The following is a 21,271-nucleotide window of genomic DNA, read 5'->3' as shown; positions in this document are numbered from 1 at the left end:
GAAAGGCACGCTTCAGGAAAGCGCCATGTCCAAATACCATGCGACGCTTGGCGTTCATTGCGTATCAAGATATGTTACAGAATAAGCAGGATCAAGATACCGTAACAAATATTGTTACAATTTATGGAGACCTCACGATTGAGACAGGATGGCCGACTGGCGCGCATGGTGCACGTCCTCGTTCACATGGGACTTCTGGGTGGACGGGAAACATCCGAGCGCATTGCGCAGATGCTGAATACCAACGCAGTGGTCGTGCGGCGAACCATGGGCCAGTTGCGGCGACATGGCATCGTCGTCTCAGAAGGTGGTCGCGGCGGCGGCTGGTCGCTTGCAAGACCTCTGGAAGAGCTGACGATCCTCGACATCCAGCGTGCGCTTCAGGGCGAGACTATTCTCGAAGCTCCACTTTCCAGTGACCACCCATCCTGTCCGGTGGAAAAAGCGACGAATGCGCGGCTGGTAGAAGCATTTCAGGGCGCTGAACTGGCGCTGACAAAGGCGTATCAGGATGCCCGGCTGTCGGATATCGCCCGAACTGCCCTTCAGTCCAAACAGGATTGATCCAGACGAACTGGATGTCCATTCGACTGTAATGAAGCATGCTGCACCCGTGCGAGACAAGATTTGCTCGCCAAACTCAGAGTGCAAGTTAATAATATTCCCAGTATTCGAACGCGTATGCTTTCGAAGTTGAATAAAAACCTTGAAATTCACAAGCGAGAAAATGTAATAAAATTCCACTTACGATAGCATCACGCACGCGAGAGAACCTGCCCATGCTGATGAACGTCCAGATTTTGAGAGCATTTGCAGCTTGCCTCGTCGTCTGGGCACATCTCAGCGAATTGTTTCCCGGCTCGTCGCTGCTCAGATACACACCCTATGGGCTGGAAGGTGTCGATCTTTTCTTCGTCATCAGCGGTTTCATTATGGTCTATACGACAAGCCAGCGTGTAACCGGACCTTTGGCCTTTCTGTTCAGACGATTTCTCAGAATTGCGCCGCTCTATTACCTCGCGACGTTGCTGGTCATACTGATCTTTCTTGTCATGCCAGCGGCGTTCAAATCGACAGAGGTCGATCTGCCTTCCATGGTGAAGAGTGCACTGTTCATTCCCTATCAGAAGTCCGAGGGACGCATCTATCCGCTCTATTATCTGGGCTGGACGCTGAATTATGAGATGTTCTTCTATCTGATGTTCAGCATCGCGATCTGGCTTCGCTACCAGCTGCGCACTTACATTTGTTCCGCCATCATTTTGGCATTGACCATCGCCGGGCTGTTCATCCACGCCGATGAATACGGCATTCTGGCCTATGTCTATACACGGCCGATCATGCTGGATTTTGTGCTGGGAATGCTGATTGCGCAAAGCGCGGATGTGCTTCTTGCCAAGACCAACAGAAATACGGGTCTTTATGTCAGCTTGGGCGTCGTCGGCTTCGTGCTGATGTTCAGCCTGAACAAAATCTTCGACCCTGCCTATACGATAGCGCCCATCACCAACACGTTTTTCACGCAGGGCGTACCGGCTGCAATGCTGGTTCTGGGGGCCGTTCTGCTGGAAAAGGCGGGGCGTGCAACAGGCCGCAACTGGTTGACTGCGCTTGGCGATGCCAGCTATTCGCTCTACCTCTTCCACTTCTTCATGGTGGCCGTCATCATCAAGATATGCGACCGTTTTTTGGTGCCGGAAATAGGGCGTGCCGGTGTGGCATTGGTTTCCCTGCCACTGATTTGCCTGGCCAGTTACGTCATTTATGTGCTGCTGGAAAAACCGATGCACAGGTTCTCCTCGAAAATACGCTTCACGGCGCGGCGCGACAAACATGTGGTCGCGACGGACACGACTGGCCGGTAAAGCCTTGCTACTTCTTCTTCGAGACGTTCAACGCCACAGCCGCGCGAACCAGCGCGGTCAGGGCCTGTGCATCGATCTCCTCCCCCTCATGCACATCGATGGCGCGGCGGGTGTTGCCGTCCAGGCTGGAGTTGAACAGGTGGTGGGGATCGGCAAGGGATGCGCCGTGGGCGAAGGTCATCTTGACGACGGACTTATAGGTTTCGCCGGTGCAGATGATGCCGTGATGCGACCAGACGGGGACGCCGCGCCACTTCCATTCCTCGATGATATCAGGGTCTGCCTCGGTGATGATGGCACGCAGGCGGGCCAGCGTTTCGCCACGCCAATCGCTCAGTTCAGCGATGCGTTTGTCGATCAGCAAGGTGGCGTCTTGGGCTAAAACGGGATCGGTTTTGCTGGCCATGGGCATCCTCGGCAAACATCAGGCGGCGGTTCCGGGCCACAAATTAGCACATCCTCAGCAACAAGCGTGGAGATTTATGCAAAGCCCTGTGTGCGTCGCGTTCTGCCCATTTCCCCGAAGCAAAATCAATGCTAACGCTCACCTGTTCCAAAACGGGAAAACAGCGTGTTTCGAGTTCCATTTCTTGTTGCAATCTCGCTCATTATCGCCTTTGGCGGCGGCATACTGTCCACGCTTGCGGCCCTTGAAGCGACCGATGGTTTCGGCTCGATCAAGATCGGAGCCTGGGATGCCTTTCCTGAAGCGCAGACGATTGAGGCCGACCCTTACGCCAAATCCCACCGTGCGGATGCGGGCAAGTTGCTCTATGGAACAGCCGAAGGCCTGAGCTTTACCGCTTCCATCGACAGCGCCGGTCAGCGCCTGACGGGCGAGTGCCGTTACCGGCTGGCGGGCACCGTGCCCCCTTCCCGCTTCTGGACGCTTTATGCTGCCGACCAGCAGGGCAATCTTTTGGATGATGGTTCTGGCCGTCCCATCGCGCTCAATTCCCGCACGCTGCTGCATGCGCCGGATGGCAGCATGGATATCAGCGTGGCTGCCACCGCCCAGACCTACAATTGGCTGGCGGTACCGAAGGGTGGCAATTTCAAGCTGGTGCTGACGCTGCTCGATACGCCTGTCGCTGGCAGCACTGGCCTTATCGACATAAAGATGCCGGAAATCCAGAAAACAGGATGCGGCAATGCTTAGGGTTCTCTTTGCCGTTTTCGTCGGGCTTGTGGGTGCAGCGGTTTTGCATCTGATCATCCTGTTGTCGATCCCGCATTTTTCCAACCGCGATGCCTATACGCGCTCGGTGGCGGAAGGCAGGGCGAATGTGTTTCATCTGCTGGATGACAGCCGTGAAAAGACCGAGCTTGGCAGTGGCGATCCCTTCATGCGGGTTGCCGTCTGCACCTTCGACATCACAGACAAGCCGGTGCGGCTGGCGGCCTTTGGGGCCGTGCCATTCTGGTCGGTGGCGATTTTCGACAGTGCGTCCAATGAAATCTTCAGCATGAACGACCGTACATCGGCGGGTGGAGAGCTGGATATTCTGGTGGCAAACCAGGTGCAGCTTGCGGCCATCCGCAAGGCAAAGCCGGAGGGGCTTGCGCAATCCATTCTGGTGGAAGCGGGCCAGAACAAGGGTTATGCCGTGTTGCGCACCATGGTGCCACAGCCAAGCTTCGTGGAAGAAGCGGAGAGATTCCTGGGCGAAGCCAAATGCGAGCCAACGCCGTGGTCTTGAGCAGTCTTCAGACCCGTCACATCAGGAACCGATAGCGGCATCCGTAGGAGCGACAACCGTCTTGCGCTTGCGCGGTTTCTTGCGCGTTTCCATCTTGATGTCGATGATGGGGCGCTCATACCTTACGCCTGTGAAAAACAGCAATTGTGCCGGTCCTGTTGGCGGCCTGTGCGCATCTGCCGGTCTGCTTAAGCGGCGCCACGCCGCATAAAACGAAATGATGTCTGCCATTGTCTTCTCCTCTCAGGGGCATGACGCTTGTTTTGTTGAATAAACGCGCGGACGCTCAAGCGACGCGCGGGAATGCCATCACCACAACATTGTGCATTTCCAGTCCACAGACTGGCATGGGAGACGAGAGGCAGCTGCGGGTGCAACAGTGCTTGCCACCCAGAATGCTAGATTTCATACCCCAAATCTAACACCGAATCTCATAACTGCCTATGGGATTACAAACATGTGGAGGTTAATTATTCGTTAATACTAATATTCTTGCCATGACACAAAACCCATTAAAATTTACTGCCATGCAGCATTTTATTCACAGGGGCGCGTCTCACAGTCCTGTGAACACAACTGGGGCGAGCCAAGCAAAGTCATTGTATTATATAACCATTTGCCGAAGACCGAAAAAGTAACAGGTCAGATTTCCACGAGATCACATTTGACCATTGTCATTTCCCGCGTGTTTAAAGGGACTTAGCCGCCATGATAGCGGTCAGGGGCTCGCCATCCCGTGTTATCGACACGGCAGGCGAGTTCCCGCTAGCGCAGCAATGTGCAGGGTTCAAAGGGCGCGTAATTTTCCGAAATTCTTTTCTTAAAAATTCACTGTGCATAAGCACAAAAAACCGCTTTGCGACATTGCTGGTTAACAGGGCGTCAACACGTTTGCTCTAATTTGAACGGATCGTTTTGTTTTGCGTCTCATTGGGTATTGCGTTGACCGACCGGTTTCGAGAATTAGAAAGGCCCAGTGCCGAGAGGAAGAAAGATGTGGTGCTAATGGCCACTGTATCGAGTTTTGAAGGGCTTTCGCACCCGTCCAAGTCCGAGCTTCGCCAGTTTGCGGAACTGTTCATGCCCCTGTTCACCGCCTCCACGCCGGAAGCGAAACGGGAAGCCGTGGCCGCACTCTCTCAAAACCCGAATGTGCCATCGGCAGTCGCCTTTTTCATTGCCAGCCAGCCCATTGGGCTATCGGCACCCTTTCTGGTGTCTTCAAAGGCTCTGAACGACGACACGCTGATTGCGATTGCCCGCACCCAGGGTGGTGCGCATGCCCGCACCATCGTCCGCCGCGACGACCTTTCGCCCACCGTTATTGATGCGCTTGTGGGCCTGCGCCATTCCCGCCACGCGCCGACACGTCCTTCTGAGCAGGACACCGCCGCCCTGCCCGCGCAATCACCTTCCATGCAGAAGACCATTGCCGACCGCGAAGAGGATTTGCGCCGCCAGCTTCGCACCATGGCCCGCCAGCTCAACCGTCCGCACAGCGACAACCTTGGAGCACGCCGCCTGACGGATGTACAGGAAGCTCTGCTGGTGCGCTTTGCCCGCGAACGCAATGCGCGGCAGTTTTCCATGGCGCTTTCGGATTCGCTTTCGGCCAGCCACTGGCTGTCGGAGCGGGTGATGCTGGATATTTCCGGCCAGCAACTGGCCACCACCATGACAGGCCTTGGCATGGACTTCGCCGATGCGGCTTTCGTGCTGGAATGTTTCTATCCGCACCTGAAGGTGCGTGATGGCGACATGACCAAGGCGGAAGCCATGCTTGAAAAGCTCGACCCCGGCCAGTGCGAAGACCGCATCGAAAACTGGCGTCGTGCCGACCGCTACACGGTCGACCCAAGCCGTCAGGAAGCCTCAGTTGCCGAAGAAACGGCTGCGGTTCAGAAGCTGGTGGTCAGACGCTGAGGCGTCTTATCAACCACACGCAAATACCCCCGAAGATTGTATTTTTGACAAAAGCGCCAGCGCCACAACGCTGGCGCTTTCTGGTTTTGGCAGCCAGCCTCTGGCCAAACTAACGCATGGGAAGCTCCAGCACCCCTTTTGCGAGTGCCGGAAGGGGCAGAGCGCAAAAAACCCTGTAATTTCAAATAGCCTCACAACTTCACGTAACGGTAATTATTCGCATAATAAAGTAACTCAAAATTTAGATAAAATAATGAACTGTTGCGCCGCAGACTTCATTCAAACATGAAGTCAGTAGACCAAGCGGAGGAGCGCAATCAACCAAAGATTGCGATTTGGTAACTGCTTGCTGCCCCGATGCAGGGGACGGCTACGCGCGATGTTTCAAATATTTATTCCCAACCGCTGATGAGGCGGTTGACCACTGCCTTGAGGAAATCATGTCATTTCTGAAAAACACGAAAATTAAGACCAAGGTCATCTCGGTCATCGCCTTGATGAGCGCAGCGTCCATCGCCGGATTGGCCTATGTCAGCGTGCAGTATCAATCCACCGATGATATCTACAATGATTTCATTGCCAAGGATGCTTACGCCGCCGTTTTGAACGCCCGAACAAGCGGCTCGATGAACTCGATGTCTATTCAGACGCTGCGCGCTGCATTGCTTGATCCTTCCAGTGACGCATTTGCGGCTGCGGTCAAGAAATATACGGATGACAGCAAGACGACATCGGAGCGTCAGGTCAAGGTCGCGGAGCTGACCCCCCAGCGCAAGGAAGCCGTTACGGACATTCTGAGCGGCATCTCGGAAGCGGATGCTCTGAGCAAAAAAGTATTCGATCTCGCGAAAGCCGGAAATCGCACCGAAGCGCAGAGTGCCGCTCTCGCTGTAGTCGCCAAGATCGGCGAAATATCGCCGAAGGTGACAGCCGGCACGGAACAACTCATCACGGCGATGAACGAAGGCAGCCAGAATCTTTCCGACAATACAGACAGCACCATTATCACTGCCGCCGTGGGTATCCTGACGGTGTCGGCCCTGTTGATCGCTCTTGGCCTCTACATCGCCAGTGCGGGCATTTCCGTGCCTATCGCCCGCCTTCGTGAACGCATGGCCTCGCTGGCTGCGGGAGAAACAAAGGCTGAAATCGAAGGAATGGACCGCTCGGACGAAGTGGGTCAGATGGCCGCTGCCGTGCAGGTTTTCCGCGAGAACGCCATCGAACGCATCCGTCTGGAGCGCGAAACCGAGGCCAACCGGTCGTCCTCCGAGCAGGAGCGCATTGCGCGCGAAAAGCAGAAGGCACAGGAGGCGGCAGACGTGCAGTTCGCCGTGGACAATCTGGCTTCCGCCCTCTCCAAGCTTGCCGACGGCGACACCACGCACCGCCTGCGCGAGCCTTTTGCGCAAACGCTGGATGGCGTTCGCAATGACTTCAACAGCACCGCAGAACGGCTTCAGTCCACGCTGAACCGCGTGGCACAGAATGCTCGCGGCATCGATTCCGGTGCCAATGAAATCCGCTCTGCCGCAGACGATCTTGCCAAGCGCACCGAGCAGCAGGCAGCCGCCGTGGAAGAAACCGCCGCAGCGCTGGAAGAGATCACCACCACGGTCAAGGACGCGACACGTCGCGCCCAGGAAGCCGGTCAACTGGTCAGCCGCGCAAAGCTTGGCGCGGAGCAATCCGGTAACGTCGTGCGCAAGGCCGTTACCGCCATGGAGCAGATCGAAAAATCCTCCGGCGAGATTTCCAACATCATCGGCGTCATCGACGAAATCGCTTTCCAGACCAATCTTCTGGCCTTGAATGCAGGCGTTGAAGCGGCTCGCGCCGGTGAAGCGGGTAAGGGCTTTGCGGTCGTTGCACAGGAAGTTCGCGAACTCGCACAGCGTTCTGCCAATGCGGCCAAGGATATCAAGGCGCTCATCACCACATCCAACACGCAGGTTGCGCAGGGCGTACAGTTGGTTGGCGAAACGGGCATTGCCCTTGAAACCATCGTGACCGAGGTTCAGGAAATCAACCGCCACGTCGCAGCCATCGCGGAATCGGCACAGGAACAGTCTTCCGGTCTTCAGCAAATCAACACCGCTGTGAACCAGATGGACCAGGACACGCAGAAGAACGCTGCTATGGTCGAGGAATCTACTGCTGCCAGCCACGGTCTCGCGCAGGAAGTCCATTCGCTCAACCAGCTTCTGGCGCAGTTCAAGCTTTCGGACGGCAGCCATGCCGGAAACGCAGCGCCAATGCGTGCTGCCTCCTCCCATGACCGTCCATCCGCCTCTCCTGCGCGTGCGCTTGGCCGCAAGATCAGCGCTGCCTTCTCCGGCAACGCCGCTCTCGATACATCCAAAAGCAACTGGGAAGAATTTTGATGGATCATGCACCAATCATTCGCGGCGACGGCGCGCTTGAAATCATCGCCTTCATGCTCAGCGAGCAGCAGTTCGCCGTTCGCACCACCTCCATCCGCGAAATTCGCGGATGGGCCCCCGTCACACCTCTGCCACACACGCCGCCGGAAGTGGTGGGCGTGATGAACCTGCGCGGCACGGTCATCCCCATCATCGATCTGGCCTGCAAGTTGGGTATGCCGCCTGCGGAAGCCAGCGAACGCAGCGCCATCGTTGTGACCAGCGTCAAGGGCAGAACAATCGGCATGATGGTGGATCGCGTGTCCGACATTCTCACCGTCTCGGCCGCCGACCTACAGCCAGTCCCCGCCGCCGCCGGCCTTGCCACCACGGGGTTTGCCGAAGGCATCTTTGCCCGCGACAAGGTGATGATTTGCTTCCTCAACCTCGACGCCATCTTCGCCACGGCCGATCCTGAAAGCTGGGATGCGCAGGCGGCGGTTTAGGTTGGTAGGCGTTTGCGGGTGGGGCCTTTTACGCCCGGTATTGTAGGGCAGCGGGTGGGGCTTACCCCCCTCTGCCCTGCCGGGCATCTCCCCCTCAGGTGGGGAGATCGGCTAGACGCTTATCCGTCGCTCTATCCTCAACGTTTAAGATTGGCGAGAGGTCTCAACGAGTCGATCTCCCTCCTTGAGGGGGAGATGTCCGGCAGGACAGAGGGGGGTGAGCCACACCCGCTGGCGCTGCCGCCTCAAGCAACAACCGTAAACAACCCCTCCACACTCTCCGTCTCAAGCTCCACCACCCACAAATCACTATCGAAACGCCGTTCCTTCTCCAGCAACGCCTCGACATCCTGCGTTTCGGCATTGATCAAGCGGCGCTCGAAGCGGCGTTCGGCTCGTTCCTCTTCGTCGTCCGAGAAGCTTTGCGGTGCGGGGCCGTAGAGGTTTTCCAGCCCGCCGCGAAGGCGCTGGCGGATGAAGATGGCACCTGCGGCATCTGCGCCCTTGCACTCCACGGCGGCGAAATCGCCTGCGGAAAAGACGCGGCGGATCAGGGCGGAGACAAATATCTCAGATTTTAAGCGCATAGCGACGCAGTATCACAAAGCGCCGATGGATTTCAGCTTTTTCAGCACCGCTTCATTCGGCTCGCCGGTTTCCGGCAGGCGGTAGTGCTTTTCGAAATTGCGAATGGCGGTGCGGGTCTGTTCGCCTGCCATGCCATCCACCTTCACATCGGCATAGGCGATGTTGACGAGGCCCTGCTGGATTTTGGCGACCAGATCCTTCGTCACTGACTTGGCAGATCCGCCTGAGGTCAGCGAGATGGATTGCGGCTTGGGCGCGTTGGCTTCGGCATTGCGGATGGCGGCGGCCACGGGATCGATGGCCACGCCGCCGGTATTGGCGCTGGCGGGCCGATCCTTCGGCAAGGCCTTGGGGATAGCGGCAACCGTGGTGGCGCTGTCGATTTTCAGCGCGGAGAGAATGCGGCTCGTAGGCTCGCCGGTCTGCTCCATACCGACCGTTTCCTCGAAGAAGAGAATAGCCGCAGTGGTACGTGGTCCGGTCATGCCGTCTGCCGGGCCCTCATAGAGACCACGACGGGCAAGCTCACGCTGGATTTCAGCCACCAGTTCGGAGGGAGGATGCGGCGCGGCCTGTGCGATGGCATTTGCCACCGGGTCCGCTGGCTGGGCAGCGGGTGCTGCCGCCGGTGCCTGTGGCTGCGGCGTATCGGTCTGGCGTTCTATGCGGAAGGTGGTGACGTTGCCGTGTTCTCCCAGGCCCGAGGCCAGGCGATAACCGGGAATGCCGTTGGGGTTTTCCTCATCGCGCGTGCGCAGGAAAGGCGACGGGTGATGGCCCGGCTGGTACCAGAGTGCATTGGCGGCAACGAAACCGAAAACGACGAAAAAGGCCGTGCAGCCACCAACCAGTTTGGGATGGCGCAGAATTTCCTGTCCTATGGCGAGTGCTGCCACAGAAACGAAACCGGGCTCCTTGCGGGCAGGTGTTTTCCTAGGCGATTTTCGCTTTGGCGCGGCCATCCGCAACATCCTCCTTCATCATTTTTACCGCACCGGCAGCCTGCTGCTTGAGGCGCGGCGGAAACTCCACCGGACCTCTGCCATCGTCACCATCCGTGCCATTCGTCTGGCCGGAGCCATCCGCAGGCAACAGGATTGTCACGACGGTGCCTTCACCGGCGCGGCTGGAAATCGCAAATCTGCCGCCATGCAACTCCACCAGCCCCTTGACCAGCGAAAGACCCAGACCCGTGCCTTCATAGCGGCGGGTATATTCATTCTGCACCTGCATGAAAGGCTGGCCCAGAAACGCGATCTTGTCCGCTTCGATGCCGATGCCGGTATCGCTGACGGTGAGTTTCAGCATGCGGCCTTCCAGCGATGCGTCCATGGAGACCACACCACCCGATTCGGTAAACTTGATGGCATTGCCGGCCAGATTGATGAGAACCTGCTGGATGGCGCGCTGATCTGCCACCACTTCGCCGATATCGCGCTGAATGCGACTGGTCAGCGTCAGGCCCTTCTGGCGGGCTTGAAGACCGAGCATGCCCTCGCAGGTGGCGATGGCATCTGCAATCCGGAAAGGCTCCATCAGCAGCTCGTAACGGCCCGCTTCCAGCTTGCTCATATCCAGCATGGTGTTGACCACAGACAGAAGATGCGCGCCGGACTGGCGAATAAGCGAGACATATTCGCGCTGGCGGTCATTTTCCAGCTTGCCGAAATATTCCCCGGCCAGAATATCAGAGAAGCCCAGCACGGCATTGAGCGGCGTGCGCAATTCATGGCTGACGGCGGCGAGAAAGCGCGACTTGGCATCATTGGCCGATTCCGCTTCCGCAGCCTTGCGGGCGACCTCGTTGCGCAGCAATTCCTTTTCGGTCACATCCCGCAGCTGGCCGATAACGCTGGTCAGCCTGCCGAAGCGGTCACGCTCGGCGGTGATATCCATGCGCGCATGAATGAACTGCGTCTGGCGCGCTGCAATGGCATTTTCAAAGCGCAGATCGGCAATGGCGTTATCGTTGCCCTGACGCAGCGCATCGAAAGCCTGCATCAGGCCGATACGGTCAGAAACATGCACCAGCTCGGCAAAGAGATGGCCGGTGCAGCTCTGGAAATGGGCGGGAAACTGCTTGAGATCGCGGCCAGAAACGCTTTTGACGACGCCATGCTCATCGAACACCAGCAGCAGGCCGGGGACCTGGCTTGCCAGCACCGTATTCTGTGCAGGCGCAGCAGCGATCTCTTCCTGCCTCAGCGGTTTGCGGAAAGCGATGAGCGAGGCGGCGGCGGCAAGAAAGACGGCGATGACGGTGGCAACGCCCAGCGGCAGCGCAACGGAGACGGAAAAGGCAAGGCAGAAAACGGCAGGAACGACGAACAGCGCGGTGAGACCGAATGCCACCAGACGGCGCAGGGCATGGACCGTGGCGGTCCGCACGCTGGCGTCTTCTTCCATGCGCGAAAGCCACATGCCGGTGGCATGATCGATCAACGCAATCGCTTTTTCCGTTATATTACGCAATACCTGAACACCGAATTCCAAAGGGGCGAGAGCGCCCTTAACCATGCCCGACAATAGGGGCCTGCGACTTAAGGAAAGGCTAAAAGCAGGCAGCGCAACCCGGCTTAAAGCTGGGCCGAATCCCATTTCGAGGCATTTGAGGCAGACTTTGTGTTTCATGGTTAACGACGGGTAAGCGAAGGATTTCGTTATATTTTTCCCATTGCGTTAATCTTTGTGGCAACGGCATGTGCCGCTATCCCCTGCTTTTGTGGGCCACCGCCGCAATTATGCTTAACATGGACCGTTAAAGTTTGAGCGAAACGTCATTCTTAGTCCTGTCACGGAACAAATAGATACAATTTGAATTAAATCCTTCCGGTTTTCGCAAATGGCTGTTGGTCTCTTGGTTCTAGGGTGATTCCAAGCCCGGACAACAGGGCAAACACGGACGACCCGAAAAGGGCGACGTTTGAACAGGGTAGTTTCGCAATGTGGTTTTTGATCAAGTCATCGATCTTCTTTTCGCTGGTTCTGGTGGCGCTTTCCTACTTCGGTGGGTCGAGCGACAGCACTTCGCAGACGTCGCAGATGAACGTGGCCGGCGCCGTTTCGGCTGCCAGCGAAGCCTACCGCTATGTCAGCGCCATCTGCGTGGAAAAGCCTGATGTCTGCGTCAAGGGCGCCGAAACCTTTCATGCGCTGGGTGAAAGAGCCCGCGAAGGCGCAAAAGTCGCCTATCAGCTGATCGACGCCCAACTGGCTGGCAGCAACGAACCTGCCGTCAAACTGGCCGACACCACCCCTGCCGCACCCGCCCTCACCGTGCCTGCCGCAACCATCGACGTGGCGCAGGAAAGCGACGACATCAAAACCGGCACCATCAAATCCCAGCCCTACGTGCCCCTGCCCCTGCGCCGCCCGGCACCTTGAGCAGCACAGACCATTCCGATTTCAAGTGAGGCCACCCGCCTCCTGCCCGCCCTTGCGGCTCATGATCGAGCCGCCTGACTGCCCGACTCCTGAGCCCTGCACGAATTTCCCTTCGTCGCAGGGCTTTTTTTCGCTTGTATGGCGGTTCAATTCGGGGATGGTTTGACCTATATGCTCACGAGACACCTCTGCTCGTTCCCGTCCTCGTGACAGGAACGAGGGAGCTGTGGTTCGAACAACGGATAATGGACAGATGGCCTCTCTCGACAAGATCATGGACGACTTTGCCTTTCTCGATGATTGGGAGGATCGCTACCGCTACGTGATTGAGCTTGGCAAGGATTTGCCCGATCTGGCCGAGGACAAGAAGACCGCCGAGAACAAGGTGCAAGGCTGCGCAAGCCAGGTCTGGCTCGTCAGCCATAGCGATGGTTCCGCCGACCCGATCCTCACCTTCGAGGGCGATTCCGACGCCCACATCGTGCGCGGCCTCGTCGCCATCGTCATGGCCGTCTATTCCGGCAAACACGCCTCCGAAATCGCCGGGCTCGACGCCATCGAAGTCTTCGGCAAGATCGGCCTTGTCGAACACCTCTCCTCCCAGCGTGCCAACGGCCTGCGCTCCATGGTCAACCGCATAAGGTCAGAGGCGCAGCTGCTGGCAGCGTGAGCATATCCGCATTGACAAAGTAAGGAATTTTCCTTACTTTTTGGGCTCGCAATGGAGTTCGAAATGCCCGCTTTGTTGAAAAAAGTCAGCACGATTACGGAAAAGGGCCAGGTCACTGTGCCGAAATCCGTGCGGGATGCGCTTGGCCTGGGATATGGCGGGCGCATAGCCTTTTACATCGATGAAAACAGACATGTCTCGATAGAGAAGGAAGTGGACGAGGAAGACGATCCCGTCATCGACAGCTTTCTCGCATTTCTCTCGCAAGACATGGAAAAGCATCCCGAACATATTCAGGAGTTTCCCGAGGCGCTGCGCCAGCGAATGATGGAACTGACGAAGGGTGTCGAAGTCGATCTGGATGCGCCGATCGATGGCGATGTGACGATCTGACATGCCTGTCATTAATGGCTGGACCGTCCGTGCGCATCCGCTTCTGCTCGACCAGCTTGAAAAGCTGACGACAACCGTAGAGCATCTGGCTCGCAAAGACCCCGAAACCTATCGCAACAATGCCAACACCAAGTTGCTGGCAGCACTTCAGTCCCTCTTGTTCGACAAGATTCCGCAAGACCCAACCGCCACATCTTATGTTCAGGGCAACACACTTGGCACGACCCGCCGCCACTGGTTTCGAGCCAAATTCGGCGGCGGGCGGTTTCGTCTGTTTTTTCGATACAGCACCAAAGCGAAAGTCATCATCTTCGCCTGGGTGAATGATGAAAACACGCTGCGAACATATGGTGCCAAGACCGATGCCTATACCGTGTTCAAAGACATGCTCAATGATGGCGACCCGCCGGATGAATGGGAAAAGCTTCTCAAGGCTACATCTGGCAGCAGTGTGGAAAAGCGTCTCGATACAGCGTTCGGTTCCGCAAAAGGGAAAAAGGCGTAAAGACCATCGCTCCACCCACCGGCTACCTCACACACGCGGTCGATACCCCTCCGCGCCCCAGTGATGGCTCTCGCGTTTGCGCACTGCGGGCTGTGGCGGGTTATAGTGCCGGGCAAGGGCCAGCAGGGCGGTGCGTAGCATGAGTTTAGCGGAGCGGACGGGCCATTGGCGTTCGCGTTCCACCAGTTCCAATCCTTTTTCGAAGCAGCAGACATCGATGGCGACGCCTGCCAGTTCCGGGCCCATCGCGTCTGCGGCCCTTGAGAAGCGGTTGCGGGCGGCCATAGCGGTGTCGGTGAGGTCTTGGGCGCCGTTGGCTTGGCCTTTGACCCGTTTAGACAGGCGCGGCTCCCAGGAGGCGGTGATGCGGGGGCTGAGTTGGCCGCGGTGAAAATCGCTGGCCAGTCTTTCGCCTGCGTCCAGTGCTTCTGCGGGAAAAAATGACTGGCCATCGCGGTCCTTCAGTCGCAAGAGGGCCAGAAGCGGCGACGACAGTTCGTTGCGTCGAGCAGTTTGGCGCGCGCCTTCGATTTCCACCGAGACCATATCGCAGAGACGGTGTTGCTCCTGAAAAATCTCGTCGCGTTCCTTGACCATGGCGCGTTTGAGGAAGGCGCTGGCCGTGTCGCAGGGGGTGAGCCGGTTTTCCTCCATGCGCAGCAAGCCGGAGGCAAACCCCTGCTCCAGCACATGTTTTTCCATGCGCCGAGGCTCCGGCGTGTGATCGACGCTGATTTCGACCTGCGCGCCGCAATCCTTCACCTGCGCAGGGCCGCGCCCGATGAAACGCAAAAGGCGTACCAGCGCGCGTTCAACGTTCTTCTCTTGCTTGCTCTTTCCCTCAGTCATGGTCACCTGCCTGAAGCGTTGCGAGAAGCGGCTTTGCCTGTTCCTCGACAGCCGTCACGAATTCATCGAAACCCGGATCGTCACGGCGGTCTTCCACCCGCTGGCAGGCGATGCTGACCGTGGAGCGGTCCCGCCCGAAGCAGACGGCGACATTTGGGAGGGGCAGAGACAGCGTGACATGGCAGACATAAAGCGCAATCTGCCGGATATGCAGCATGGCATGCCGGCGATCCCGCCGCATCATGTCGCGATCCACGATCTGCGCAAATGTCTCATAGGTGATCTGGCGTACGCGCTGGCAGGCGGCGCGATGCGCCATGGGAACCGCTGGTGGCGGGCTGAGGCTGGCGGAATAAGCCGGGCCAAAGGCCGGTTCCGCGCTGAAGGTTTCAAGATGGAAGGGCATGATGCAACTCCTGACTAAATAGGAATTAATTCATACACCATCAATTCGGCAACATCAATCTCAGAAATGGGCTCGAAAAATGACGGATCAAAACTTCTCTATATAAGAAATGAGGATTATTTTCTTATTTAAATGAGCAGTCCAAGATAAGTGCTGGCCGGACAACGTTTTCGGCAAGGCGTTTCAAACCCACTTGACAGTTTTTCGATTCGAGCGCATCTAGCTAGACATGATCAACGCACGCGCACTCATTTCCTGCACGTATTTTTGGGCCTTCCTTTAAGGGCGGCTCGACAGATCACTTTGTCAACAAGCCGCCGTCAGGCGGCTTTGTTGTTTTCAAACGTCCTGACGGCAAAAACCAGAACCCGAAGGACGAGACAATGACCGAAGACAGCCTTCTGACCCTGCCGAGACCGCCCGTCGTGACCATTCGTGGTGCGCGCAAGGCCGATCTGCCTGAACTCAACGAGATGATCACCCTGCTGGCCGCCCACCATGGCGATGCGGCGGCGATTACGCCGGAGAAGCTGGAGCGCGATCTTTTCGCACAGATGCCCTGGATCACCGCATTGGTGGCCGAGGCGGATGGCGAACTGATCGGTTACGCCATTCTCGTGCCGCAGTACCGCGCGCAGGAAGGCCGTCGCGGCATGGATCTGCATCATTTGTTCGTCCGCGACGGACACCGCGGCCACGGCACCGGCCAGCATCTGGTGGCCCGCGCGCGCGACGTGGCCAAGCGTTGCGGCTGCGACTACCTGTCTGTCGGCGCTGCGACCGGCAACTTCGCCGCCCATAAATTCTACGAAAACATGGATTTCGTTCCGCGCCCCGTCACCGGCATGCGCTTCATGCAGGCGCTGGCTTAAAGCGCCCGAGGGGACGGAACCGACACCGCCGTTTTCAGGTTTTGCTTGACGACAGGATCTCCGTCCGCTGATCTTGATGTCTTTGATTGCAGGAGAAGACAATGCCTCGTATCGCCTTGGCTCTGACCGAGGACTTTGCCGACTGGGAACCCGCTTTGCTGGCCGCCGCAGCACGCGGTTATCTGGGCGTCGATATCGTCACCGCGTCGCCGGACGGTGCCCCCGTGACCTCCATGGGTGGGCTCAACGTGACGCCTGACATGGCCTATGATGAACTCGACCCGGAGACGATCCATGCGCTGGTCATTCCCGGCGGGCTGATCTGGGAAAAGGGTGCCGCGCCTGATTTTACCGATCTCGTCCACCGCTTTCGCGCCCAGCACCGCGTGGTGGCAGGCATTTGCGCCGCAGCGAGTGCGCTGGCGGGAACCGGCGTGCTGAACCATGTGGCCCATACCGGTAACTCGCTGGAGTCCCACGGTAAATACGAGACCTATCAGGGCGCGGACCACTACCACGACCAGCCACAGGCGGTGAGCCACGAAGGCATCATCACCGCCCCCGGCAGCGCACCGGTAACATTCGCCACCGAAGTGCTGAAGGCGCTCGATCTCTGGGGGCCGGAAGCGGAAGCCGAAATTGCGGTGTTTTCGGCGGAGCATCGATGACGCGAAGCCACTTACCTGTGAGCGATCATTCCTGACATCAGCGACCTGTGGGCGCTGACGCCCGCGAGATTTCCATCCGCGACAGCCAGCGCCACGGACGCCATGGCGCGGGCAGCATCGCCGCAGGCGAAAACGCCGGATATGCTGGTTTCCTTCATCGCATCGGTTTTGATGATGGAGCCTAGCGGTCCGGGCTCTAGATCGAGGCCGAGTTGGTTTGGGATGGCCGTGGCGATCTCAATCGACGCGAGGGCGAAGAGCCCGGCAAAGGAGAGCGTTCGGCCATTGGCAAGCTGCACATCGGCATGACCTTTGAGTGCTTGCACGGCGCTGCGCTCTAGCGTGACACCACGGGTGGCAAGGGCTGCGAGTTGATCTGCGTTCGGCTCGAAGGCATCATTGAGAAGAAGCGTCGTTGGTCCCCAATCGGGAAGCATCAGGGCATGGTGCATAGACAGTTCAGATCCGGCAATGACGCCGATCTGACCTTGGTTCAGCTCATAGCCATGGCAATAGGGGCAGTGGAACACGCTTTTCCCCCAGCGCTCCGCCAGACCTTCGATGCCGGGCAGAATATCCTTCACGCCGACGGCGAGTATCAGCGTTTTGGAGAGAATTCGCGTCTCTGCAACCATGACTTCGAACAAGCCTGCTGCCGTATCACCCACCTGCGATATCCGTCGAGCCGCATCCGCCCGGCCAGACAACCATTGCACAGTTGGATATTGCGCCACCTGCGAGCGTGCCGTTGCCGCAATGACCGCCGGATCGACACCATCCTGCGTGATGAAGCCGTGGGAATGTGAGGCGAAGCGATTGCGCCTCAGACCTTCATCGATGACGAGCACGCTTCTGCGGGCGCGACCGAGTTGCAGCGCCGCCGATAGCCCCGCATAGCTGCCTCCGATGATGATGACGTCGTAGATCGTGTCGTTCATGGCTGGCTCCTTTTCTCGCAACAACATAAGTGTCGTGATTGTGTAGAGTCAATAGTCATGGCACTTCATTTGTATCATGAGGCAATCGTGCTATAGATCGACGCGATTTGCAGAAGGAATTTGAGGATGAGGCAGGACAGTCGGCTTTCGCGCATGCTGCATGTTTTGATCCACATGGATAAGCACGATGGGGCGATGACATCGGAGATGATCGCGCAGATGCTGGACGCCAACCCCGTCGTTATCCGCCGCACGATGGCGGGCCTGCGCGATGAGGGTTTCGTGCTATCGGAAAAAGGCCATGGCGGCGGCTGGCGGCTGGCTCGCCCTCTCGACCAACTGACGCTTTTCGATATCTACTGCGCCGTTGGCGAGCCATCCATCTTCGCTGTTGGACCTGCCTATGACATGCCGGGATGTCACATTGAGCAGGCGGTCAACGCGACACTGAAGGGCGTGTTCGATGAGGCCGAGCAACTGTTGCGCAGCCGGTTTTCACAAGTCACGCTGGCCGATGTGGCGAAGGGGCTGGCGGGATAGCGTTGATATCCGCCTAGCCCCGATCGAGCACGCGGCAGGAGCGCACCGGACCTTCGGGAAGTGCATGTGTCATCGCCCGCCTGAGATCGCGGCTGTTGATGTGCAGGCTGCGGTCGAAGGGTAGAGCCAGCCGGGTGATCTTGGCGGTGGCGGCGCTGATAAAGGCCTGGTGGTTTTCCGCGAAAAATCTGATGCAGGCCTCCCTGCCCGGCTCTTGCGGCAGAAGCGCCTTGAAGGCGAGCCGATGCATGGCGCAGAGCGCGCCATGACCGGGGACGGAAAAACGCAGGGCTTGAAGCTCATCACTCCATTCCACTGCGTTTTCCCTAGCTTGCGTCATGTTACTTGGCCGTCTCGAAACGCTTGAGGAACAACCCGCTCAACGAACCGAGGATGAGCCAGAACACGAAACTTGTTACCGTTGCCAGCACAACGAAGCGGCGCTCCAGGGGCAGAGGTGCCAGCGCATGTTCGCCTTCCGGCGGCAGCGGGGCGCCGACGACATGCGGCGCGACGATTAGCACCAAAGCGAGGATGATCGCCCATGGTTCGCCCCGTTTGAAGGCCAGCAGCGCAATGCCGCCAGCCGTTGCGGCAACGGTTGCGATCCACCAGATCTGCCGTGCTTCAAGCGCAGCAGCCGGGCTGCCCGGCAGTTCCGGCGGCAGGCCGATCATCGGGGCGAGCATGACAGCGGCAAAACCGGCAAGACCCCAGAACAGGCCCTCACGCCAGCCGCCCTGCGTGCTGCGCAGCGAAATCAGCGCTGTCAGCACCAGCGCATAACCGATTGCCGTCAGCACATTGGCGGCGATGGTGTAGGCATTGCGCTCGAAACCATCGGCAGGCGCCCATGCTTCTGTATCATGGTGATGGTCCGCGGGTGTTGCCGCATCATGGCTGTGGGCGGGGGCCGCTTCGCCACCGGCGCTCTCAAAGGTTTCCGCCTGAAGGATGAGCGGCGTGGTGCCAATGGCCTGCATGGCGCTGACGGCGAGACCGGCAATCAGCCCCACCAGAACGGCGGAAAAGACGATATTTCGGAAAAATGGCATGGTTCATCTCCCCTCAATGGCAAGGGAAAGCGTTGGCATGGCGCGTGTCATGCGCCGCATTGTGCACGGCTTCGACATGCGAAAAGCCCACGAAGCCGACGATGAACAGGCCGAGTGCGGCTGCCGTCAGCGATTGCGCGATTTTCGATGTTTTGGATGAGACGGCAGATGACGCCGTATTCTGCTGGATAGACATGGTGACCCTTTCCTGTGCGGATGGGCGCTGTTCTGATCAAACGCCGCACGACCGCATTCAACATTCACCACGGGGAAAGAGACACATGGTTTTAAAGGCGGGAGGACCCGACCTGCCAACCGTGCTTGCCCGGACACCCCGCCGGTATTGACGACACTTCACGCAATGGCAGGTCTCCTGGCTCACGGGTCGTTACCTTGAAAACACCTTCCCGATCCGGGCTTGCCAGATCAGTGGTCTTTGTTTTCAGGCTCTCCGTTCACAGTTGCGGGGGCAGCCACGAATGAGAGCGAATGCTCGCTCCTATCGTATTCCCTTTTCACTTTCCGAGCGAACCCGGAAAGACCATCACACTCCTGTTATCAGGCCTTTGGCTATGCAGAGTCAATATCCGCAAAAAACGCAATAATTGTTTTCTAAAAATTAAGAAACTTTAGATTGTATTTGCATGTGAACAACAACTTAAAAGGACGTGTCAGATGGTGGACTTTGTATCAGTAAATCCTAGTTCCGGCGGTTTCCGGGTCGGACGAAATCTCAACGAAAAGATGGAAATTGGATCTAATCATATTTCCGTCGGAACCGGTCTGTTGGCGACTTTTGTGAGTAACGAGCTACGTGCAAACGGAAAGTATGACCGACTCGGAAACAAAGGCGACTTCGAAATTAGCGTTTCACCAAGTGGCGAGCTTTTTGAGGTTAAGGTCGTGCTAACTGGTAATCTTGCTGACCGATCAAGACAATTTATTGCATCCGCAAAGCAAGTAAGCGCGCACTGCGTAGGACTCTTTCAGCAGTCTGGCGACCTCTCGATGAAACTCACCCAAAACAATGGATGGGGTCCTTTCCATTCCAAGATCGATATCGACATAAGCTGGGCACCGGTAAGCCTTTATGTGATGCCCACGGACTAAGAGCAGATAGTTACCGCGACGGTACCGCCTTGAGATAGGCCGCAATGGCGTTGCGGTCTTCGGCTGTCAGGTGTGCCATGTTCTGCTGGACCTTGACCATGGAGCCGCCCGCGCTGTCGAAGTCCGGGGTGAAGCCGGTTTCGAGGTAGTTGGCGATATCGGCTTTCGTCCATGAGCCGATAGCCTGCGACCCGGGCGTGATATCGGGAATGCGCCCCTCGCCTTCCGGGTTCGGGCCACCGGCCAGCCACTGGTCTTTCAGGAAACCGCCCAGCGCATCACGCGGGGTGTGACATTCGCCGCAATGGCCGGGGCCTTCTACCAGATATTGGCCGCGCACGACCTCTGCATCCGCATTGGCGAGTTCCACGCGCGGCTGGCCCTTATCGAAATACAGGAACTTCCAGCCGCCGAGGCTGAGGCGGATGTTGAAGGGGAATGGCAGATCGTGGCCGGGCGCATCATTGGCGCTGGCGGGCAGTGTTTTCAGATAGGCGAAAAGGTCGTTGATGTCCTGCGGCGTCATCCGCGCATAGGATGCGTAGGGGAAGGACGGATAGAGATGTTCGCCGTTCTTGCCGACGCCTCGCGTCATCGCATCGCCGAACTGCGCCACCGTCCAACTGCCGATGCCATGTTGCGGATCGGGCGAGATGTTGGGCATGTGGAAGGTGCCGAAGGGGCTTGGTAGCGCCTGCCCGCCGGACAGCGTTTTCAGCGCATCACCCGTCGCATCCGGGGCGGCGTGACAACTGGCGCAGCCGCCTGCCCAGAACAGGGTTTCACCATTGGCGAGATTGGGCTCACCCAGATTGGCCCAATGGCTTGGCGACTGGCGCTGAGGCGCTGTAACCCACATGAAAATGCCGAACCCGGCAACACCCGCAACAACGGCGCCACCCGCCAGCTTCGCCCAGATGGAAGCCATCGCCTTCT

Annotated in this window: 27 protein-coding genes and 1 riboswitch; of the genes, 15 read left to right on the top strand and 12 right to left on the bottom strand. The window is 58.0% G+C overall.

Annotated elements, in window-relative coordinates:
• Positions 1-138: 138 nt before the first annotated feature.
• Together ABUK73_RS04410 and ABUK73_RS04405 are read left to right on the top strand one after the other, a co-directional pair.
• A complete protein-coding gene (locus tag ABUK73_RS04410; RefSeq protein WP_353576204.1) occupies positions 139-564 on the top strand; it encodes an RrF2 family transcriptional regulator in 426 nt (141 codons plus the stop codon).
• Between the two features lie 215 nt (positions 565-779).
• On the top strand, positions 780-1,865 hold the full coding sequence (locus tag ABUK73_RS04405; RefSeq protein ID WP_353576203.1) for an acyltransferase family protein: 1,086 nt from the start codon (positions 780-782) through the stop codon (positions 1,863-1,865).
• Positions 1,866-1,872: 7 nt separating this feature from the next.
• On the opposite strand, the gene ABUK73_RS04400 is transcribed toward ABUK73_RS04405, so the two are convergent.
• Entirely contained in the window at positions 1,873-2,271 is a 399-nt protein-coding gene (locus tag ABUK73_RS04400) for a DUF1801 domain-containing protein (RefSeq protein ID WP_353576202.1), read from the bottom strand.
• A gap of 165 nt (positions 2,272-2,436) precedes the next feature.
• On the opposite strand from ABUK73_RS04400, the gene ABUK73_RS04395 reads away from it, so the two are divergent.
• Both ABUK73_RS04395 and ABUK73_RS04390 read left to right on the top strand, forming a co-directional pair.
• Positions 2,437-3,024 (top strand): DUF1214 domain-containing protein, encoded by a 588-nt coding sequence (locus ABUK73_RS04395; protein ID WP_113085962.1) that lies wholly within the window; start codon positions 2,437-2,439, stop codon positions 3,022-3,024.
• Complete coding sequence (locus ABUK73_RS04390; RefSeq protein ID WP_113085963.1) at positions 3,017-3,565, top strand: DUF1254 domain-containing protein; 549 nt, start codon at positions 3,017-3,019, stop codon at positions 3,563-3,565. Before ABUK73_RS04395 ends, ABUK73_RS04390 begins: the two co-directional genes overlap by 8 nt.
• 21 nt (positions 3,566-3,586) lie before the next feature.
• Here the strand turns inward: ABUK73_RS04390 and ABUK73_RS04385 are convergent, their stop codons facing one another.
• Entirely contained in the window at positions 3,587-3,796 is a 210-nt protein-coding gene (locus ABUK73_RS04385) for a hypothetical protein (protein ID WP_353576201.1), read from the bottom strand.
• Between the two features lie 765 nt (positions 3,797-4,561).
• On the opposite strand from ABUK73_RS04385, the gene ABUK73_RS04380 reads away from it, so the two are divergent.
• The 3 genes from ABUK73_RS04380 to ABUK73_RS04370 all read left to right on the top strand — a co-directional run bounded on the left by ABUK73_RS04380 (position 4,562) and on the right by ABUK73_RS04370 (position 8,357).
• Entirely contained in the window at positions 4,562-5,488 is a 927-nt protein-coding gene (locus ABUK73_RS04380) for a DUF2336 domain-containing protein (RefSeq protein ID WP_454892322.1), read from the top strand.
• A gap of 440 nt (positions 5,489-5,928) precedes the next feature.
• Positions 5,929-7,872 carry a HAMP domain-containing methyl-accepting chemotaxis protein gene (locus tag ABUK73_RS04375; protein WP_353576199.1) on the top strand — a complete coding sequence of 648 codons (1,944 nt, stop codon included), beginning with the start codon at positions 5,929-5,931 and terminating at the stop codon, positions 7,870-7,872.
• Positions 7,872-8,357: a chemotaxis protein CheW gene (locus tag ABUK73_RS04370; RefSeq protein WP_353576198.1), complete on the top strand. Its 486-nt coding sequence runs from the start codon at positions 7,872-7,874 to the stop codon at positions 8,355-8,357. Before ABUK73_RS04375 ends, ABUK73_RS04370 begins: the two co-directional genes overlap by 1 nt.
• 245 nt (positions 8,358-8,602) lie before the next feature.
• Here the strand turns inward: ABUK73_RS04370 and ABUK73_RS04365 are convergent, their stop codons facing one another.
• From ABUK73_RS04365 to ABUK73_RS04355, 3 genes are read right to left on the bottom strand one after another with little or no spacing between them, the layout of a single operon-like run.
• On the bottom strand, positions 8,603-8,944 hold the full coding sequence (locus tag ABUK73_RS04365) for a DUF1491 family protein (protein ID WP_353576197.1): 342 nt from the start codon (positions 8,942-8,944) through the stop codon (positions 8,603-8,605).
• A 12-nt stretch (positions 8,945-8,956) separates the two neighbouring features.
• A complete protein-coding gene (locus tag ABUK73_RS04360) occupies positions 8,957-9,907 on the bottom strand; it encodes a peptidoglycan-binding domain-containing protein (RefSeq protein WP_353576196.1) in 951 nt (316 codons plus the stop codon).
• Entirely contained in the window at positions 9,879-11,408 is a 1,530-nt protein-coding gene (locus ABUK73_RS04355; RefSeq protein ID WP_454892327.1) for a sensor histidine kinase, read from the bottom strand. The genes ABUK73_RS04360 and ABUK73_RS04355 overlap by 29 nt, the downstream gene beginning before the upstream one ends.
• Positions 11,409-11,888: 480 nt before the next feature.
• Here ABUK73_RS04355 and ABUK73_RS04350 point away from each other — a divergent pair, with 480 nt between their 5' ends.
• The 4 genes from ABUK73_RS04350 (at position 11,889) to ABUK73_RS04335 (ending at position 13,897) form a co-directional block, all read left to right on the top strand.
• Positions 11,889-12,329 carry a DUF5330 domain-containing protein gene (locus ABUK73_RS04350; RefSeq protein ID WP_353576195.1) on the top strand — a complete coding sequence of 147 codons (441 nt, stop codon included), beginning with the start codon at positions 11,889-11,891 and terminating at the stop codon, positions 12,327-12,329.
• A gap of 253 nt (positions 12,330-12,582) precedes the next feature.
• A complete protein-coding gene (locus ABUK73_RS04345) occupies positions 12,583-12,999 on the top strand; it encodes a SufE family protein (protein WP_353576194.1) in 417 nt (138 codons plus the stop codon).
• Between the two features lie 63 nt (positions 13,000-13,062).
• Entirely contained in the window at positions 13,063-13,392 is a 330-nt protein-coding gene (locus tag ABUK73_RS04340; protein WP_353576193.1) for a type II toxin-antitoxin system PrlF family antitoxin, read from the top strand.
• Position 13,393: 1 nt separating this feature from the next.
• The gene (locus tag ABUK73_RS04335) at positions 13,394-13,897 is read left to right on the top strand and encodes a type II toxin-antitoxin system YhaV family toxin (protein ID WP_353576192.1); all 504 of its coding nucleotides are present in this window, start codon (positions 13,394-13,396) and stop codon (positions 13,895-13,897) included.
• Positions 13,898-13,924: 27 nt separating this feature from the next.
• On the opposite strand, the gene ABUK73_RS04330 is transcribed toward ABUK73_RS04335, so the two are convergent.
• Entirely contained in the window at positions 13,925-14,746 is an 822-nt protein-coding gene (locus tag ABUK73_RS04330; protein WP_353576191.1) for a DUF6456 domain-containing protein, read from the bottom strand.
• Positions 14,739-15,152, bottom strand: coding sequence for a helix-turn-helix domain-containing protein (locus ABUK73_RS04325; RefSeq protein WP_353576190.1), 414 nt, complete (start codon positions 15,150-15,152; stop codon positions 14,739-14,741). Before ABUK73_RS04325 ends, ABUK73_RS04330 begins: the two co-directional genes overlap by 8 nt.
• Before the next feature lie 383 nt (positions 15,153-15,535).
• Here ABUK73_RS04325 and ABUK73_RS04320 point away from each other — a divergent pair, with 383 nt between their 5' ends.
• A complete protein-coding gene (locus ABUK73_RS04320; protein WP_353576189.1) occupies positions 15,536-16,024 on the top strand; it encodes a GNAT family N-acetyltransferase in 489 nt (162 codons plus the stop codon).
• Between the two features lie 101 nt (positions 16,025-16,125).
• Entirely contained in the window at positions 16,126-16,692 is a 567-nt protein-coding gene (locus tag ABUK73_RS04315) for a type 1 glutamine amidotransferase family protein (RefSeq protein ID WP_353576188.1), read from the top strand.
• An 11-nt stretch (positions 16,693-16,703) separates the two neighbouring features.
• On the opposite strand, the gene ABUK73_RS04310 is transcribed toward ABUK73_RS04315, so the two are convergent.
• On the bottom strand, positions 16,704-17,630 hold the full coding sequence (locus ABUK73_RS04310) for an NAD(P)/FAD-dependent oxidoreductase (protein ID WP_353576187.1): 927 nt from the start codon (positions 17,628-17,630) through the stop codon (positions 16,704-16,706).
• Between the two features lie 126 nt (positions 17,631-17,756).
• Between ABUK73_RS04310 and ABUK73_RS04305 the strand changes: the two genes are divergently transcribed.
• Positions 17,757-18,170: an RrF2 family transcriptional regulator gene (locus ABUK73_RS04305; protein WP_353576186.1), complete on the top strand. Its 414-nt coding sequence runs from the start codon at positions 17,757-17,759 to the stop codon at positions 18,168-18,170.
• Positions 18,171-18,183: 13 nt separating this feature from the next.
• Here ABUK73_RS04305 and ABUK73_RS04300 read toward each other — a convergent pair whose 3' ends face one another.
• Genes ABUK73_RS04300 through ABUK73_RS04290 form a run of 3 tightly spaced genes read right to left on the bottom strand, consistent with a single transcriptional unit; the run spans position 18,184 to position 19,421 of the window.
• Positions 18,184-18,510 (bottom strand): hypothetical protein, encoded by a 327-nt coding sequence (locus tag ABUK73_RS04300; protein ID WP_353576185.1) that lies wholly within the window; start codon positions 18,508-18,510, stop codon positions 18,184-18,186.
• Between the two features lies 1 nt (position 18,511).
• The gene (locus tag ABUK73_RS04295) at positions 18,512-19,225 is read right to left on the bottom strand and encodes a CbtA family protein (RefSeq protein WP_353576184.1); all 714 of its coding nucleotides are present in this window, start codon (positions 19,223-19,225) and stop codon (positions 18,512-18,514) included.
• A 13-nt stretch (positions 19,226-19,238) separates the two neighbouring features.
• Complete coding sequence (locus tag ABUK73_RS04290; protein ID WP_062450401.1) at positions 19,239-19,421, bottom strand: CbtB domain-containing protein; 183 nt, start codon at positions 19,419-19,421, stop codon at positions 19,239-19,241.
• Positions 19,422-19,571: 150 nt separating this feature from the next.
• Positions 19,572-19,786: riboswitch (cobalamin riboswitch) on the bottom strand.
• 114 nt (positions 19,787-19,900) lie between these two features.
• On the opposite strand from ABUK73_RS04290, the gene ABUK73_RS04285 reads away from it, so the two are divergent.
• On the top strand, positions 19,901-20,335 hold the full coding sequence (locus ABUK73_RS04285; protein ID WP_113085981.1) for a hypothetical protein: 435 nt from the start codon (positions 19,901-19,903) through the stop codon (positions 20,333-20,335).
• A 10-nt stretch (positions 20,336-20,345) separates the two neighbouring features.
• Here ABUK73_RS04285 and ABUK73_RS04280 read toward each other — a convergent pair whose 3' ends face one another.
• Positions 20,346-21,263 (bottom strand): cytochrome c, encoded by a 918-nt coding sequence (locus tag ABUK73_RS04280; protein ID WP_353576183.1) that lies wholly within the window; start codon positions 21,261-21,263, stop codon positions 20,346-20,348.
• Positions 21,264-21,271: the final 8 nt, after the last annotated feature.

It is taken from the genome of Agrobacterium vacciniicorymbosi (assembly GCF_040427045.1).
Lineage (GTDB): Bacteria > Pseudomonadota > Alphaproteobacteria > Rhizobiales > Rhizobiaceae > Agrobacterium.
The sequence above is the reverse complement of the archived record's forward strand: the minus strand, read 5'-3'. Positions and strand labels throughout refer to the sequence as shown.

What these genes read in the sequence shown, in the direction of transcription:
- ABUK73_RS04350 (WP_353576195.1), top strand. Translation starts at nt 11,889, where the DNA reads ATGTGGTTTTTGATCAAGTCATCGATCTTCTTTTCGCTGGTTCTGGTG.
- ABUK73_RS04360 (WP_353576196.1), bottom strand. Translation starts at nt 9,907, where the DNA reads ATGGCCGCGCCAAAGCGAAAATCGCCTAGGAAAACACCTGCCCGCAAG.
- ABUK73_RS04390 (WP_113085963.1), top strand. Translation starts at nt 3,017, where the DNA reads ATGCTTAGGGTTCTCTTTGCCGTTTTCGTCGGGCTTGTGGGTGCAGCG.
- ABUK73_RS04365 (WP_353576197.1), bottom strand. Translation starts at nt 8,944, where the DNA reads ATGCGCTTAAAATCTGAGATATTTGTCTCCGCCCTGATCCGCCGCGTC.
- ABUK73_RS04340 (WP_353576193.1), top strand. Translation starts at nt 13,063, where the DNA reads ATGCCCGCTTTGTTGAAAAAAGTCAGCACGATTACGGAAAAGGGCCAG.
- ABUK73_RS04305 (WP_353576186.1), top strand. Translation starts at nt 17,757, where the DNA reads ATGAGGCAGGACAGTCGGCTTTCGCGCATGCTGCATGTTTTGATCCAC.
- ABUK73_RS04405 (WP_353576203.1), top strand. Translation starts at nt 780, where the DNA reads ATGCTGATGAACGTCCAGATTTTGAGAGCATTTGCAGCTTGCCTCGTC.
- ABUK73_RS04370 (WP_353576198.1), top strand. Translation starts at nt 7,872, where the DNA reads ATGGATCATGCACCAATCATTCGCGGCGACGGCGCGCTTGAAATCATC.
- ABUK73_RS04330 (WP_353576191.1), bottom strand. Translation starts at nt 14,746, where the DNA reads ATGACTGAGGGAAAGAGCAAGCAAGAGAAGAACGTTGAACGCGCGCTG.
- ABUK73_RS04400 (WP_353576202.1), bottom strand. Translation starts at nt 2,271, where the DNA reads ATGGCCAGCAAAACCGATCCCGTTTTAGCCCAAGACGCCACCTTGCTG.
- ABUK73_RS04315 (WP_353576188.1), top strand. Translation starts at nt 16,126, where the DNA reads ATGCCTCGTATCGCCTTGGCTCTGACCGAGGACTTTGCCGACTGGGAA.
- ABUK73_RS04285 (WP_113085981.1), top strand. Translation starts at nt 19,901, where the DNA reads ATGGTGGACTTTGTATCAGTAAATCCTAGTTCCGGCGGTTTCCGGGTC.
- ABUK73_RS04325 (WP_353576190.1), bottom strand. Translation starts at nt 15,152, where the DNA reads ATGCCCTTCCATCTTGAAACCTTCAGCGCGGAACCGGCCTTTGGCCCG.
- ABUK73_RS04335 (WP_353576192.1), top strand. Translation starts at nt 13,394, where the DNA reads ATGCCTGTCATTAATGGCTGGACCGTCCGTGCGCATCCGCTTCTGCTC.
- ABUK73_RS04300 (WP_353576185.1), bottom strand. Translation starts at nt 18,510, where the DNA reads ATGACGCAAGCTAGGGAAAACGCAGTGGAATGGAGTGATGAGCTTCAA.
- ABUK73_RS04295 (WP_353576184.1), bottom strand. Translation starts at nt 19,225, where the DNA reads ATGCCATTTTTCCGAAATATCGTCTTTTCCGCCGTTCTGGTGGGGCTG.
- ABUK73_RS04375 (WP_353576199.1), top strand. Translation starts at nt 5,929, where the DNA reads ATGTCATTTCTGAAAAACACGAAAATTAAGACCAAGGTCATCTCGGTC.
- ABUK73_RS04310 (WP_353576187.1), bottom strand. Translation starts at nt 17,630, where the DNA reads ATGAACGACACGATCTACGACGTCATCATCATCGGAGGCAGCTATGCG.
- ABUK73_RS04290 (WP_062450401.1), bottom strand. Translation starts at nt 19,421, where the DNA reads ATGTCTATCCAGCAGAATACGGCGTCATCTGCCGTCTCATCCAAAACA.
- ABUK73_RS04385 (WP_353576201.1), bottom strand. Translation starts at nt 3,796, where the DNA reads ATGGCAGACATCATTTCGTTTTATGCGGCGTGGCGCCGCTTAAGCAGA.
- ABUK73_RS04320 (WP_353576189.1), top strand. Translation starts at nt 15,536, where the DNA reads ATGACCGAAGACAGCCTTCTGACCCTGCCGAGACCGCCCGTCGTGACC.
- ABUK73_RS04345 (WP_353576194.1), top strand. Translation starts at nt 12,583, where the DNA reads ATGGCCTCTCTCGACAAGATCATGGACGACTTTGCCTTTCTCGATGAT.
- ABUK73_RS04280 (WP_353576183.1), bottom strand. Translation starts at nt 21,263, where the DNA reads ATGGCTTCCATCTGGGCGAAGCTGGCGGGTGGCGCCGTTGTTGCGGGT.